Source organism: Bacillus sp. T3 (assembly GCF_033449965.1).
Lineage (GTDB): Bacteria > Bacillota > Bacilli > Bacillales > Cytobacillaceae > Bacillus_BU.
Map to the genome: position 1 here is coordinate 1689884 of NZ_CP137761.1, position 14541 is coordinate 1704424.

The 14541-nt window shown below is 39.4% G+C and carries 15 protein-coding genes and 2 pseudogenes; 13 read left to right on the forward strand and 4 right to left on the reverse strand.

All coding sequences use genetic code 11. The features are described from left to right. Positions 1-2: 2 nt before the first annotated feature. From hypB to hypE, 6 genes are read left to right on the forward strand one after another with little or no spacing between them, the layout of a single operon-like run. Positions 3-662: a hydrogenase nickel incorporation protein HypB gene (gene hypB / locus RGF10_RS08745; protein WP_318508663.1), complete on the forward strand. Its 660-nt coding sequence runs from the start codon at positions 3-5 to the stop codon at positions 660-662. Beyond that, positions 647-2401 (forward strand): carbamoyltransferase HypF, encoded by a 1755-nt coding sequence (gene hypF / locus RGF10_RS08750; RefSeq protein WP_318508664.1) that lies wholly within the window; start codon positions 647-649, stop codon positions 2399-2401. The genes hypB and hypF overlap by 16 nt, the downstream gene beginning before the upstream one ends. Next, on the forward strand, positions 2299-2940 hold the full coding sequence (locus tag RGF10_RS08755; protein ID WP_412176692.1) for a Kae1-like domain-containing protein: 642 nt from the start codon (positions 2299-2301) through the stop codon (positions 2938-2940). The genes hypF and RGF10_RS08755 overlap by 103 nt, the downstream gene beginning before the upstream one ends. Further along, complete coding sequence (locus RGF10_RS08760) at positions 2931-3167, forward strand: HypC/HybG/HupF family hydrogenase formation chaperone (protein ID WP_318508666.1); 237 nt, start codon at positions 2931-2933, stop codon at positions 3165-3167. The genes RGF10_RS08755 and RGF10_RS08760 overlap by 10 nt, the downstream gene beginning before the upstream one ends. Continuing rightward, positions 3139-4251 carry a hydrogenase formation protein HypD gene (gene hypD, locus RGF10_RS08765; protein WP_318509386.1) on the forward strand — a complete coding sequence of 371 codons (1113 nt, stop codon included), beginning with the start codon at positions 3139-3141 and terminating at the stop codon, positions 4249-4251. The genes RGF10_RS08760 and hypD overlap by 29 nt, the downstream gene beginning before the upstream one ends. Further along, a complete protein-coding gene (gene hypE, locus RGF10_RS08770) occupies positions 4251-5252 on the forward strand; it encodes a hydrogenase expression/formation protein HypE (protein ID WP_318508667.1) in 1002 nt (333 codons plus the stop codon). Before hypD ends, hypE begins: the two co-directional genes overlap by 1 nt. A gap of 39 nt (positions 5253-5291) precedes the next feature. Here the strand turns inward: hypE and RGF10_RS08775 are convergent, their stop codons facing one another. After that, a complete protein-coding gene (locus tag RGF10_RS08775) occupies positions 5292-5852 on the reverse strand; it encodes a class D sortase (protein ID WP_318508668.1) in 561 nt (186 codons plus the stop codon). Positions 5853-6030: 178 nt separating this feature from the next. On the opposite strand from RGF10_RS08775, the gene RGF10_RS08780 reads away from it, so the two are divergent. The 3 genes and pseudogenes from RGF10_RS08780 to RGF10_RS08790 all read left to right on the forward strand — a co-directional run bounded on the left by RGF10_RS08780 (position 6031) and on the right by RGF10_RS08790 (position 8204). Continuing rightward, positions 6031-6873, forward strand: coding sequence for a DegV family protein (locus RGF10_RS08780; protein ID WP_318508669.1), 843 nt, complete (start codon positions 6031-6033; stop codon positions 6871-6873). Between the two features lie 108 nt (positions 6874-6981). Beyond that, positions 6982-7564 (forward strand): annotated as a pseudogene (locus RGF10_RS08785) (SCO family protein). 52 nt (positions 7565-7616) lie between these two features. After that, positions 7617-8204, forward strand: a complete 588-nt coding sequence (locus tag RGF10_RS08790; protein WP_318508670.1) for a YpmS family protein — start codon at positions 7617-7619, stop codon at positions 8202-8204. A gap of 264 nt (positions 8205-8468) precedes the next feature. Here RGF10_RS08790 and RGF10_RS08795 read toward each other — a convergent pair whose 3' ends face one another. Continuing rightward, the gene (locus RGF10_RS08795; RefSeq protein WP_318508671.1) at positions 8469-9836 is read right to left on the reverse strand and encodes an RsmF rRNA methyltransferase first C-terminal domain-containing protein; all 1368 of its coding nucleotides are present in this window, start codon (positions 9834-9836) and stop codon (positions 8469-8471) included. 108 nt (positions 9837-9944) lie between these two features. Beyond that, positions 9945-10709 (reverse strand): DUF4397 domain-containing protein, encoded by a 765-nt coding sequence (locus RGF10_RS08800; protein WP_318508672.1) that lies wholly within the window; start codon positions 10707-10709, stop codon positions 9945-9947. Positions 10710-10895: 186 nt separating this feature from the next. On the opposite strand from RGF10_RS08800, the gene msrA reads away from it, so the two are divergent. Further along, positions 10896-11438, forward strand: a complete 543-nt coding sequence (gene msrA / locus RGF10_RS08805; RefSeq protein WP_318508673.1) for a peptide-methionine (S)-S-oxide reductase MsrA — start codon at positions 10896-10898, stop codon at positions 11436-11438. After that, positions 11428-11868 carry a peptide-methionine (R)-S-oxide reductase MsrB gene (msrB, locus tag RGF10_RS08810; RefSeq protein WP_318508674.1) on the forward strand — a complete coding sequence of 147 codons (441 nt, stop codon included), beginning with the start codon at positions 11428-11430 and terminating at the stop codon, positions 11866-11868. Before msrA ends, msrB begins: the two co-directional genes overlap by 11 nt. 65 nt (positions 11869-11933) lie before the next feature. Here msrB and RGF10_RS08815 read toward each other — a convergent pair whose 3' ends face one another. Continuing rightward, on the reverse strand, positions 11934-12506 hold the full coding sequence (locus tag RGF10_RS08815) for a DUF502 domain-containing protein (RefSeq protein ID WP_318508675.1): 573 nt from the start codon (positions 12504-12506) through the stop codon (positions 11934-11936). 213 nt (positions 12507-12719) lie between these two features. Between RGF10_RS08815 and RGF10_RS08820 the strand changes: the two genes are divergently transcribed. After that, positions 12720-12875, forward strand: a complete 156-nt coding sequence (locus RGF10_RS08820; RefSeq protein WP_318508676.1) for a YjcZ family sporulation protein — start codon at positions 12720-12722, stop codon at positions 12873-12875. Positions 12876-13058: 183 nt separating this feature from the next. Next, positions 13059-14526, forward strand: a pseudogene (locus RGF10_RS08825) (NAD(P)/FAD-dependent oxidoreductase). Positions 14527-14541 lie beyond the last annotated feature (15 nt).

The window sequence follows — 14541 nt, forward strand, 5'->3', positions numbered from 1 at the left end:
ACATGAAAGTAACATTAAGAACAGATGTATTAACGAACAATAATAAGGCAGCAGAGTTTAATAGAGGATTATTTGCTGATACAAGTACCTTTGTTGTTAATATGATGAGTTCTCCTGGAGCGGGAAAAACAACGTTGCTGGAAGAAACGGTTAGGTCACTTTCGAATCGTTACAGAATCGCCGTTATTGAAGGGGATTTAGCAACCGAAAGAGATGCCGATCGTATTCGAGCACTTGGGGCAAAGGCAGTTCAAATTAACACACATGGTGGTTGTCATCTAGATGCTAGAATGATAGCCGCTTCTCTAGCAGAATTGGACCTAGATGAGATTGATCTTTTATTTATAGAAAACGTTGGTAATTTAGTTTGCCCTTCTGGCTATGATTTAGGCCAACATCATAAAATCGCCGTATTAAGTGTACCTGAGGGAAATGATAAAATTCCAAAATATCCACAGATGTTTATGAGAACCGAGCTTGTTCTTGTAAATAAAATTGATCTACTCCCGTATTTAAATTTTGATGTCAATCAAGCAAAAGAAGATTTGCAAATGATTAACCCAGAATCCAAGCTTATTCCATTATCGGCCACAACGAAGGAAGGCTTTGAACATTGGCTATCTTGGATTGAGGACGCGTATTCAGCATGCTTCGGGCAGTAAAGGTTTCCGTTCAGGGAAGGGTGCAGGGTGTTGGATTTAGACCATTTGTGTTTGGATTAGCAGAAAAGTACAGCTTAGTTGGAACCGTTCAAAATAACATGGATGGAGTTAAGATTCATATTGAAGGTGACGAGCAATCACTGCATGCTTTTTTATCTGATTTAGAAACGAAGCCACCTCGGCTATCCAAAATTAATAAAATCATAGTCAACGAGGCAAAAGTAAAACAATATTCAACTTTTTCAATTATAAGCAGTGAGCGTAGTGGGACGTCGATGCTGGTCATTCCAATCGATTCGGCGGTGTGTGAGGATTGTCTTCAAGAAATGAACAATCCTACTGATTTTCGTTATCGCTATCCGTTTATTAATTGTACGCAATGTGGACCAAGGTACACAATCATTCGAGAGCTTCCCTATGATCGGCCGTATACAACGATGGGTGACTTCCATATGTGTCCTGACTGTCTAACAGAATATGAAAATCCCTTGAATCGCAGGCATCATGCTCAGCCAATTGCCTGTCCGAAATGTGGACCACAGATTTCGTTGTTTGATGGAACGGGTAATTTGGTAGAGTTAAATGATCCACTTGCCGAGGGTATTAGAATGTTAGAGTTGGGTAAGATAGTGGCGGTAAAAGGGATCGGTGGCTACCATCTTTGTTGTGATGCTCGGAACGTCAAAGCAGTTGAGCAGCTCCGGATAAGAAAGAAAAGAAAAGTTCGGCCGCTTGCGGTAATGGCCTCTACTCTGGAGGAGATTCAACGGTTTGCTGATGTTAACGAAGAAGAGGCACTCCTTTTACAAAGTCCAGAAGCACCAATTGTTGTGTTACGAAAGAAAAAAAGTGGTGATTTGGCTGAAGAGATTGCCCCAGGCATGGAAACAATTGGTGTAATGCTACCGTATTCACCGCTTCACCATTTGTTATTTGATAAGTCTGCCGTCAGCTGTCTTGTGATGACGAGTGCGAATCCTTCAGGTCTGCCGATGATTTTCAATGAGGATCAGGTCTTTCATTATTTAAATGAAATTGCTGATTATTATCTCATTCATAATCGAGAAATCTTACATCCGGTTGATGATTCTGTCATCCAATGGAGCAATCAAGGTCCAGACTTTTTACGGCGTTCAAGAGGATATGTCCCAGATCCGCTTCCAATCCAATCTGATGTAACCGGTATTGTCGCCTTTGGTGGACAGCAGAAAAATACCTTTTCGATTGGCAGAAATCAGCAAATCTTTATTGGACCCCATATTGGGGATTTGGAAAATATCGAGACGATTGATCATTTTAAACATGAATTAGACCATTTACTTAAATGGATTGATATCCCAAAAGATACAGCAGTCATTGATGCACACCCAAGTTATTTAAACCGTACTATACTCAATGATTATCATTTTAGTGAAATCCTTGAGGTGCAACACCATCATGCACATATGGCGGCCTGTATGGGTGAAAACGACCTTTATGGTGATACGTATGGGATTATTCTAGATGGAACAGGATATGGCACGGATGGTTGTATATGGGGCTTTGAAATTTTTTATGGTGGATATACTCAATACAAGCGGCTAGGCCATTTGCGCTACACCCCATTACCAGGAGTGGAGAAGGCCATTAAGGAGCCATGGAGAAATGCTGTAGGAATGCTTATCTCTTTGTTAGGAAAAAGGGAGAAGACTACGCCAAGCAGATTTTCTCTGACAAAGAAGCAGAGATTAATATTCTAAGCTCTATGGTTACGAATCAACTTAATATCGTTAACGCTGGCACATGTGGCAGATTATTTGATGCAGTTAGTGCGATGACAGGTATATGTCAGCATTCTACTTATGACGGCGAGGCAGCGATTAAACTTGGAGAATTGGCACGTATGAACGATAAGGTTGTTCCTTATCCGTGTTCATTTATAAAGGTAGAGAATAGATTACAGATTGATTTTACTAAAATGCTAGAAGAGATTGCTGACGAGATCTTATCAGGAAAATCAGTAGAGTCCATTAGTACAAGATTTCATGAAACGATTGTTCGTGCACTTGTACAAGTCATGGTAAACCTACATGAGGAATATCCAGAGAATTCAAAGCGCGTTGTTCTTTCAGGGGGTAGCTTACACAACCGTTATTTACGGGAAAGGCTGTCTAAAGCTCTGAATACACATGGATTCCAGGTGTTTAATCATCATAAGGTTCCTTGCAATGACGGTGGTCTATCCTATGGTCAGTTATTAGTAGCAGCAGCGATAAAGGAGGCAAGCTTATGTGTGTAGGAGTTCCTGCTAAGGTGATTGAAAAACATGAATACTCAGCAGTCGTCGATGTAATGGGTTCACAGACAACGGTCGGCATTATTTTTGTCCCTGAGGTCGAGCTTGGTCAATATGTCATTGTACATGCCGGACAAGCAATGTCGATTGTCGATGAAGAATACGCCAAAGTCAGTGTAGAAGAGTGGAGGAAGCTGATTGATGCACGAAATACTAAAACAGTCCTCTAATCCTGATCTTTGTAAGGAACTACTTGCAGCTGTAATCGAAAAAGCCCAAGAATTCCAGTCGGTTTTTGGTCGGAAACCTGCTTTTATGGAAGTTTGCGGCTCACATACAATGGCGTTGGCCAAATCGGGTGTTAAACAGTGCTTAATTGATGATGTGAAGCTTATTTCAGGTCCTGGCTGCCCTGTCTGCGTGACTGATCAACAATCAATTGATGCGATGATCTCCTTGGCAGAAGGAGATGGTCGAATTATATGTACTTTCGGGGATATGGTGCGCGTACCAGGTTCACAGAAGACGTTACTAGATGCAAAAACGGAAGGACGCGATATTCGTGTCTTGTATTCCCCTGTTGATGCTATCCGAATTGCTCAGGAGAATCCCGACAAGGAAGTCATTTTTCTCGGAATTGGCTTTGAAACAACCATCCCTATTTTAGCGATATTAGTAGGGCGAGCACATGAGCTTCAATTGAAAAACTTTTCTGTTTGGATGACCACGAAGCTTGTAGAACCAATTCTTCGCTCCTTATTAGATGCTGGAGAGGTTGGTCTTGATGGATTTTTACTTCCAGGACATGTGTCAATTGTGTTGGGAGAGGATTATTACCAATTTTTAGCCCAGGAATATCATGTATCCGGAGTGATTTCGGGCTTTGAGCCTGCTGAGCTGCTAAGTGGTATTTATAAATTGATACAGCTTGCATTAGATAATGAAGCAAGAATCATCAATGATCATCGGTCAATCGTAACAAAAGAGGGAAATACAGTGGCGAAAGCCTGGATGGATACATATTTTACTGTTTGTGATGAAGCTTGGAGGGGCATCGGCATCATCCCAAATAGTGGGTTAGAAATCAAACCCGAGTATGAGCAATACAATGCGAAGAAAAAGTTCCAGGTAAAACTAGGTGAGCCAAAGAAAACAAAATGTCGCTGTGGGGAAGTCATTAGAGGTCTAATTTCTCCTAACGAATGCTCTTTGTTTGGAAAAGCATGTCGACCAGTGAATCCAATCGGACCGTGCATGGTTTCGGCAGAGGGAAGCTGTTCAGCATATTACCAATACATGAGGGAGAGTTACTAATGGAAAAGAAAATCACCTTAGCTCATGGAGATGGCGGAGAACGTAGTCATCAATTAATTCAAGAACTATTTGTTGAAGCGTTTGGAAATCGTGAGGAATCAACCTTTGATGCGACCGTACTTCATTTACCGACAACTGAAATTGCCGTCACGACTGACTCTTTTGTCATTAAGCCAATCTTCTTTCCTGGTGGATCGATTGGTAAGCTTGCCATAGCCGGAACGGTCAATGACTTAGCTGTTTCAGGTGCAAAGCCACTCTATTTGACTTGTGGCTTTGTGATTGAGGAAGGATTCGCGATTACCGATTTAAAGAAAATTGTTGGTGATATGGCTGATGAAGCTAAGAAAACGGGCGTAGCAATCATTGCTGGTGATACGAAGGTCGTTGAAAGAGGAAGCGCAGATGGCGTTTATATCAATACAACCTGGATTGGCGTAATCGAGAAAAAACTAAATCCAGATTTAATCTTCCATGAAGGCGATTCAATTATTATCACAGGTACGATAGGAGATCATGGAATGGCGGTTTTAGCCGCGCGAGAAAGCCTTGGAATCTCGATTCCTGTTAACAGTGATTGTGCCTCATTAAATAAAATGCTAGGTTCAGTTATGGATCGGTGTGATCATGTTCGGATTATGAGAGATCCAACTAGAGGGGGACTTGCGACAACCTTAGTGGAAATAGCTGAGGACTTCTCCCTTACTTTAGTGATCGAGGAAGCGAAAGTACCGATTAAGGACGCTGTTCATGGTGCCTGTGACTTATTAGGGTTTGATCCGCTCTATTTAGCCAATGAAGGGAAAGCAATTATCATTGTAGCCCAACAAGAGGCACAATTGGTATTAGATACGCTAAAAGAATACTCAATTGGTGAGGATGCAACGATTATTGGAACCATTACCGGAACCGAAAAAGGTCAACTCCTGCTACAATCACCGATTGGATCGAAACGGTTATTGACTAGATTGACGGGAACAATGCTACCGAGAATCTGTTAATCATAACAAAAATGCTGACGAATACCGTCAGCATTTTTGTTATTTTTTAGGTTTGGCGGTAATGATATAACGCTGTGGAGCATTGCCAACATAGCGAAATGGATAGCAAGTTGTAACGGTAAGAACCTCATCAGGTGCAGTTGGTTTAATGACGGTTAAATCATCTGCTTCCACAATTTTCGTTCCTTCAATGACATAGGTGAAATTACCGTATGGAACCTTGACAACCAGTTCATCCCCAACCTTCAATTCGCCCATTCGCCGAAAAACCGTATCCCGATGTCCGGATAGGACAATTTGGTCCTTTCCCTCAGGCCAAGCTGTCCCTTTGTAATGACCAACGCCCTTTTCTAGATCATCTGCGTCGGTACCCTCAACAATAGGTAATTCAGCATCGATACGAGCGATACTGAGAATGCCGGCAACATCTCCCGTAAAAGGGGAAAACTCATCTATATTAACGTTAGGCTTTTTTAATATTTCATGTGCCTTTGTTAAGCTATTGGATTGAACGGTTTTTGTCTTATAGATTTGATATAAACTAAACCCAATTGTAACTAGACCAATAACAATGAAAAGATAGGACAATTTACGAATCACAAAACCCCTCCTCTCTCATTCTCTACTTTAGCGCATTAGCAATCTTGTAACAACACTCGATTGCGAAAAAATAGTTTTGAGCAACCATAACCCGATTCAAAAGTTATGAGAAGTAGTTACATTGTCTAAAATGAAAATGTATAATATTAGATAAGCGTTTAAATAGGGAAGTGAAAAATTGAGTAAAGTAAGGATTGTAACCGATTCTACTGTGGATCTTACGGATGAAGAGATTAAGAAATATAATGTAGTAGTCGTACCATTATCCATTCAAATTAATGATGAAACATTTATTGACCGAGTTGATATTACCCCACAAGAATTTATTAGAAAAATGAAAGAATCAAAAGAATTACCAAAAAGCTCGCAGCCTGCAGTTGGAACATTCGCTGAGGTTTATAATCGTCTTGGTGAAGAAGGATATGAAATTATCTCGATTCATATGACAGGTGGTATGAGTGGAACCGTTCAATCTGCATCAAGTGCAGCGCAAATGACAGATGCAAAAGTTACGGTAGTTGATTCCCGCTATATTTCCGCTGCCTTAGCCTTTCAGGTGATTGAAGCAGCCGTAATGGCACAAGAAGGAAAATCAACGGAAGAAATTTTAACCAGGGTTAATGAAATTCGTGAACATACAAAGCTTTTTGTTGTAGTTGATACATTGGAAAATTTAGTTAAGGGTGGACGAATCGGCAAAGGACAAGCAATGCTCGGCTCCTTACTAAATATTAAACCTATTGCATCCCTTGACGGAGGAGTTTATACACCCGTTGCCAAGGTAAGAAGCCATTCGCAGGTTGCAAAATACTTAGCGAAACAATTTGCTGAGGCGGTTCAGGGAAAAACAATTAAAGGTGTCGGAATTGTTCATGTTGATGGCTATGAATTAGCAAAGAAAGTAAATGAAGCCATTATTGAATTGACTGGTTACGATCAAGCAGATATCCGCTATACCACTCCTGTAATCGGAACTCATACTGGAGTAGGAGCAATTGGTTTTATGTATTATGTAGAATAATACCGAATAATAGGAAAAGGTGGATGATTATGACACCTTTTCCTTTTTTCTTTGTAAAAGGTTTGCTAGAATAAAGTGCGAGATGATTCATTTAAAGTGGGTGGAGAAATGGGTAGAAAAGGGTATGCTATTTTACTAGTTTTATTTCTAGTGCTTCTTTCTGCGTGTGGACAAAACGAAATACCAAATGCAAAAAACTGGCCTGTTAAAGATTTTACCTATACAGATCAGAATGAAAAGTCGTTCGGTCTATCCGACTTAAAGGGGAAGGTATGGGTCTCAGATTTTATTTTTACATCCTGTGCTGATGTTTGTTATCCGATGACATTCAATATGGCGAAGCTTCAAAAGATGTTGAAGGATGAAGGAATCAAGGATGTAGAACTCGTTTCCTTTAGTGTCGATCCAACCGTTGACACTCCGGAAAGATTAAAAATGTTTGCAGAAAACTTTGAAGCAGATTTTAGTAATTGGCATTTTTTAACTGGTTATACGCAAGAGGAAATCGAGCAAAAGGCATTAAAGGATTTTAAAGCGGTTGTAAAAAAACCTGGAAAATGAGGATCAAGTCATTCATGGCATCGATTTTTATTTAATGGACCAAGATGGTAAGATTGTAAAATACTACGATGGCCTTGATGAAATCCCATATAAGGAAATAATTAAAGATATCAAAACATTACAAAACTAGGCCTATTAGTGGGTCTAGTTTTTTACAATGACCAAACAGGAGACGCAAAACGATGAAGAATATATGGAAAAGTTTGTTTGTAGTTTTATTGTTATTGAACATTAGCTTTGTATTTTGGCTGTATTATTCTCTAACGTCATCAGATGAAGCGAAAACATTAGAAAATAGGAAGGGTAACACGGACGCTATTCCGCTTTCTATTAGAACGAATAAAAGTGATTTAAATACAATAATTAATCAATATTTGCGTAACGAGAAAAAAGGGGCGATAGATTATCAAATTGAGCTCGACGATTACGTAAACCTATACGGAACGCTCCCTATATTCAATCAAAAGATGAACATGAAGGTGGCGTTTGAACCTGTTGCATTAGAAAATGGTGATCTTATTCTACAGGAAAAGGAACTTACAATAGGGAAACTGAAGCTCCCACCTGAAACGGCATTAAAATTTGTCAAAGACCGCTATCAAATTCCTGAATGGGTAACGATTCAGCACGATAAAGAACGAGTTTATCTTGATTTACAAAAGCTGAAGCTAAAAAGCGACATGCAAGTAAGTGTAAATGAGTTTGATTTAAACGATGATCGGATTATTTTTACCTTGCATGTCCCAATTGAAAAAGGTGTCTCAAAATGAGACACCTTTTTCTGTAAACGGAAGGGGACATTGGTTCCGTTATTTTTACAAAAAGTCTTGTTTTGATGGGCTAATCGGACATCAGATTCGTTATTATACAATTCTTTGGTATTATACAGTGGTTTTTAGATAAATAAGATACCCTGTGTCCACTTAAGTCTAGAAATAAGGTGATTTTTTCAAAATAAGGAACTCAATGTCCTTTCAATTCCTTTACTTTGATTAGCTTATACTAATCTGGTCTGGACGAGGTCCAAAAATGGATTAAAATATCCGTAGTCCTTTCGGATAAAAGTTTTTAATGGTTCCTTTTGATTCTTTTCCCCAACCTAATGGAAATCCATTAAGGGTTAATAAAATCCAGCCACGATCTCCATTGGATGAAAGAGTTTCCCCTCTCAAAAAACGCTGCCAACAATCAGTATCTAAAGAAAGAGAATAAGTATGCCGTGCCTCTGTTTCTGTTAATGCGAGTGCGAGCGAATGATTCGGTTCAAAACGATTTTTCTTGAATTCTCCAAGATGAAGACCAGGCCTGACCACCTTTAGTCCAGCAAAATCAAAACAGGTTTCAGGAACGGAAAAGAGCTGCTGCTTAAAGCTGAAAAATGGTCCGCTGATTGGAGTATTGATGGTGTCCTCACAGAACTGTATAAAGTCGCGTAATTCGTTTTTCGATGGACCTTTCCCAATTGGTTTAAGACGAGGGATGGGACTTTGACCATTCTTTCGTAATTTGGCGACGAAATGGCCTTCTCCAACCAAATGCTGTGGCCAAAGTCGCGCAGTTTTTTCTAGGTCACGGTTCTTGGTTTTGCTCCATTCAGGATTTCCGCTTGTGAGGCCATGTTTATGCTCAATCGGAAGTAATTCCATATCAGGATAGGCTGATAAAAAATCCTCAATTGATTGTTCATTTTCCTCGGGCGAGAAGGTACAAGTAGAATAGACAAGAATGCCACCTTCTTTTAACATCGTGTAGGCAGATTTCAAAATACTGCGTTGTTGATTGGCGCAATGTTCAACATGAGCCTCACTCCAAAACGCAATGGCTTCTTCATCCTTACGGAACATTCCTTCTCCTGAACATGGAGCATCGACAAGGATTTTATCAAAATACCCCTCAAACCGCTGTGCAAGCCTGTCTGGTGTTTCATTGAGAACGACTGTGTTTTTGATCCCCATTCGCTCAACATTTTCAGATAGAGCTTTGGCGCGCTTTGGATTGATTTCATTCGCCACTAACAGGCCTTTGTTTTGCATAAATCCTGCAAGCTGAGTTGTTTTCCCACCAGGTGCGGCACATAGGTCTAAGACCGTATCATCACTAGATGGTCTAAGCACATCAGCCACAACCATCGCACTTGGTTCTTGAATATAATATAATCCTGCTGCATGATACGGATGTTTTCCGGGCTGATCAATTTCTGGGTCAAAATAAAATCCCGTCTCAACAAATGGGACCCGCACAAGGTTAAACGGTGAGAGCGATGACCAATCCTCCATCGTTACTTTTAGCGGATTTATTCTTAGCCCGCTTGCTTTCGAATTTTCATATGTTTGAAAAAAATCGTTTGCTTTTTCCTGAAGCAGATTTTCCATTTTTAGCTTAAATTGTTCTGGTAAATTCACGTGTGAGCCCCTTTCAAAAAATTTGCCTAGGAAAATTATTTTCATTTTTAAAGCGAGAAGTCAAGGAAAACTTGTCCAAGAAAAAAAACGACCGGCTTTCCGATCGTTTTAACCGCGAATGATAAAGGTTTCAATCCGAGGTTCACCTTGTTGCAAGCCAGCCAAAATAATAGAATAAACTTCATTTTCCTTGAACTGAAGCTTGTGTAATGGCATTAGGACTTCTTTCGTGCCCGCCATCCTTAACTCCAAGTCAACCGTCATCGGCGATAAAGGTAAATAACCTGTTGCGGTCTTGAAAGCAACTTTTGGAAAAACAACATCGCCTTTAACGACAGCTAAATCAACTTCTGGTGCATCGACAGCCAGATGAATGAAGCGGAATTTAGTTTCACCTTTTGGGACATGTAAATGATCCTCAAATGAAAGCAATCGATGCTTCTTCTCTGATCCAATTATGGGCAATGTATAAATTTTGCCTGGTTCAACCGAAATGCGTCTATTTAATATGCTTGCGACCTGATTTTCTGCTGGGTAGATATCGATATGGTATTTTCCAGCGGGTAAGGATAAATAGTTACTAGCTTGTTTGTAGGGGATATTACGAAAAATACGGAAAGAATTAATATAAACATCGACATTCGGATTATCAATGGAACTGTTTAGAAAACGTATAACTCCCTTGGGCTGGTCGCTTTGTTGTGCTGGTCTGTACTCGGACCCTGCCTGCTGAATTGCCTTCATTAATGCTTGTAGGTGTTTTTGGTAGTAATGCATGTGCATGTTTGGATCTAAGTATTTATAATAATTGGCCATCATATCATAGGCGGCAGCCTTTTCGAAGTACTCCTGTTTATTTCTTGATTCTGACATACTCCTCGCTCCTATCCTCAACGCTTCTTCGATAACATATGCGCTATGGGCTCAAGTGGTGTCTGGATGGAGGGAGGTTATCTAGTAGGGAATCTAGCTAATAAAAGAGCCAATATTTTTACTTTTATTAAAGAAACGTTAAAATAGTGGATATGATGAAAAATAATATTGCTGGAGGTGGGCAAGATGGACGAACGTTTAGAATTAGCGACCTTTGCAGGAGGCTGCTTTTGGTGCATGGTCAAGCCGTTTGATGAACAGCCGGGTATAGAACAGGTTGTGTCTGGTTATTGTGGAGGTCATGTCGAAAATCCAACCTATGAACAGGTTTGCTCAGAGACAACAGGACATTATGAGGCCGTTCAAATTAAATTTAATCCTGAATTATTCTCTTATCAAAAATTGCTTGAACTTTATTGGCAACAGATTGACCCTACCGACCCAGGTGGCCAATTTTATGATCGTGGCACATCCTATCAAACGGTTATTTTCTACCATAATGAGGAGCAAAAACAACTGGCTGAAGCATCGAAAAAGGAACTGGAACAGAGCGGTCGATTTACTAAACCCATCGCGACAAAAATATTACCTGCAAGTACCTTTTATCAGGCTGAAGAATATCATCAGCATTACTATAAGAAAAACAACCTTCACTATGAAGGATATCGGGTCGGTTCAGGTCGATCAGCATTTATTCACAAGCACTGGGGGACAGAGAATGGCAAATAAAAATATTGATGAGTTGAAGAAAAAGCTAACACCCATTCAGTTTGAGGTGACACAACACAACGGAACAGAGCCACCATTTCGAAATGAATATTGGAATGAAGGTAGAGCGGGTCTTTATGTTGACGTTGTTTCTGGGAAGCCATTGTTTAGTTCCCTGGATAAGTTCGATTCGGGCTGTGGCTGGCCAAGCTTTACAAAGCCGATTGAAGTTGATGAAGTTGAAGAAAAGCAGGATTTCAGCCATTATATGATTCGGACAGAAGTTCGCAGTAAAACGGCAGATTCCCACTTAGGGCATGTGTTTAATGATGGTCCAGCACCGACTGGACTTCGCTATTGTATTAATTCTGCTGCACTCCGGTTTATTCCGAAAGAAGATTTAGCAAAAGAAGGATACGGGGAGTTTGTAAATTTATTTGAGCAAAAATAGTAAAAGCCGCAATGCGCGGCTATTTTTTTTGTTTGTAAAAATATACACGATTTATAGAAAGCCAATTATTTCGATGTCATTCCACCTGATAGGATAAATTTCATTGCATCCTCTGGTTTTATATTGATAATCTCCACTTGATCTTTTGGAATTAAAAAAGTAAAACCTGCTACTTGGAAGGTTTGGGGAATGTAAACCGCAATATAGTCTGATAGCGGTCCATAAAATTTCTCCAGCTCTTCAGCGGTGATGAACCCGAGACTTTTCATTTCAGTTCCAGGGATCGTAACCAGTGCGACCTTGGAAAATGATTTTTTCTCACCCAAAAAGGAATGAATTGTATCTTTAATGACAGAATACACCGTTTTAACAAATGGAATTCGATCAAGGATAAAGTCAATGATCCGAATAATCTTGCCTGTTACAAATTTTGTAGATAGCCAGCCTAATAAGGTAATGAGAATAATCGTAATCAATAATCCAATTCCAGGAATGTAATCATCCTTTAAATAAGGCTTGAGCACATTACCGAGCAAGCTGTCTAAAAACATAAACGTCTTATATATGACGTATATAACTAAAATAATCGGGACAATCGTTAAAATTCCATTAATAAAATTTTTCAATAAACTCTTCACTTTAACCGTTCCTCCACTAAATAGTTTACAAACTAATCTAATTCAGTTTATCAAATCCACTGACTTTGTTGAGTATTTTGTGCAAGAAAATTTAATGATGTGCCAATTGTTTATATATCTGAAAAAAGATTAGGCGAAAACACATGCAAGACAAGAACCCATAACATAATGTAACAAGGAAAACTGATTTATTCGATAAGGAGTGATTTGAACATGCATTATGGATATGGATCTTGTGGTTGTGGTGGATATGGCTATTCAGCTCCGGTTTCTTACCCGTGTGGCGGATATAATAACTCGTTTGTGTTAGTTGTCGTGTTATTTATTTTATTAATCATTATTGGTGCAAGTTGTTACGGTGGAAGATAGGTAGCAAACTAAACTCACGGTTAACTAGACCGTGAGTTTTTTTGTTTTATCTAATTTAACGAATATTTTTCGGTGTGAAAAATATTAATGTTCGTGTTTTGTTGACGCGAGTTCGTTTTTCTGATATATTTACCAAGGAGTTAAGGGAAAACACGAAGAACATTTACGTCTGGGGGAAATCTCATGAGATCAAATTACGATGTAATTATTGTAGGTGCAGGACCTGCTGGAATTTTTACAAGCTATGAATTAACAATAAAAATGCCGAATGCTAAAGTATTATTAGTGGATAAAGGCCACGATATATATAAAAGAAATTGTCCAATTTTACAAAAGAAAATTGATAAATGTCCACCCGCAGCTGGAAGAAAAGAATTTGCAGGCTGCTTACCTGCTTGTTCGATTACAAATGGTTTTGGTGGAGCTGGCGCATACTCTGATGGTAAATTTAACATTACGAGTGAATTTGGTGGATGGATGACCGACTATCTTCCAGAATCCACTGTTCTGGATTTAATTAAATATGTAGACGAAATCAATCTTTCACATGGTGCAACTGAAAGCATTACGGATCCGTTAACAGATAAAGTAAGAGACATTGAACGTAGAGGCTATGCAGCGGGTTTAAAGCTACTTCGCGCACAGGTTCGTCACCTTGGAACAGAGCAAAACTTACAAATACTAATGAGTATCTTTGAATACTTAAAAGACAAAGTTGATATGGCGTTTAAAACAGAGGTTGAAGATCTGATTACCGAAAAAACAGCTGATGGGATGAAAATTAATGGGATTCAGTTGAAAAATGGTGAATCGGTTTATGCAGATAAAGTGGTTATTACACCAGGTCGAGATGGTTCTAAATGGCTTTCAGATATGCTTAAAAAACGTCGTTTTGGGATGATTAACAATCAGGTTGATATCGGTGTTCGCGTCGAAACGTCCAATATCGTTATGGAAGAAATTAACGAGAATTTATATGAAGGTAAGTTTGTCTTTAATACTTCTGTTGGTACAAAAGTACGGACGTTCTGCAGCAATCCTTCCGGAACATGTTGTCGTCGAGAACCATTCTGGGATTATGTTAGCGAATGGACATGCTTATCGTGATCCTAAGCTAGGAAGCCCGAATACGAACTTTGCTTTACTTGTATCCCATACATTCTCTGAGCCTTTTGATAAGCCAAATGAATATGCACATGAAATTTCACGTTTGGCTAATATTCTTTCAAATGGTGGTTTAATTGTTCAGAAATACGGCGATTTACTAAAAGGAAGACGTTCTACAGAAAAGCGAATTAAAGAAGGCTTTATTGAACCAACATTAAAAGAAGCTGTACCTGGGGATTTAGGACTTGCCTTACCGTATAACACTTTAAAGAGCTTAATTGAAATGACCGAAGCCTTAAATCATGTGTCACCTGGATTAGCCTCAGAGCACACATTATTCTACGGTGTCGAAGCGAAGTTCTACTCTGCTCGTCCAAAATTAAACGATCGATTTGAAACGGAAGTCAGTGGTCTGTATGTTGGTGGAGACGGTGCCGGTATCACGCGCGGGCTTGCTCAAGCAAGTGCATGTGGGGTGTGGATTGCTAGAGACATCATCGAAAAAGTACAAACAGCACCAGCTCAAAAAGAAGTATTAATTTAAGGGGTACCCAATATA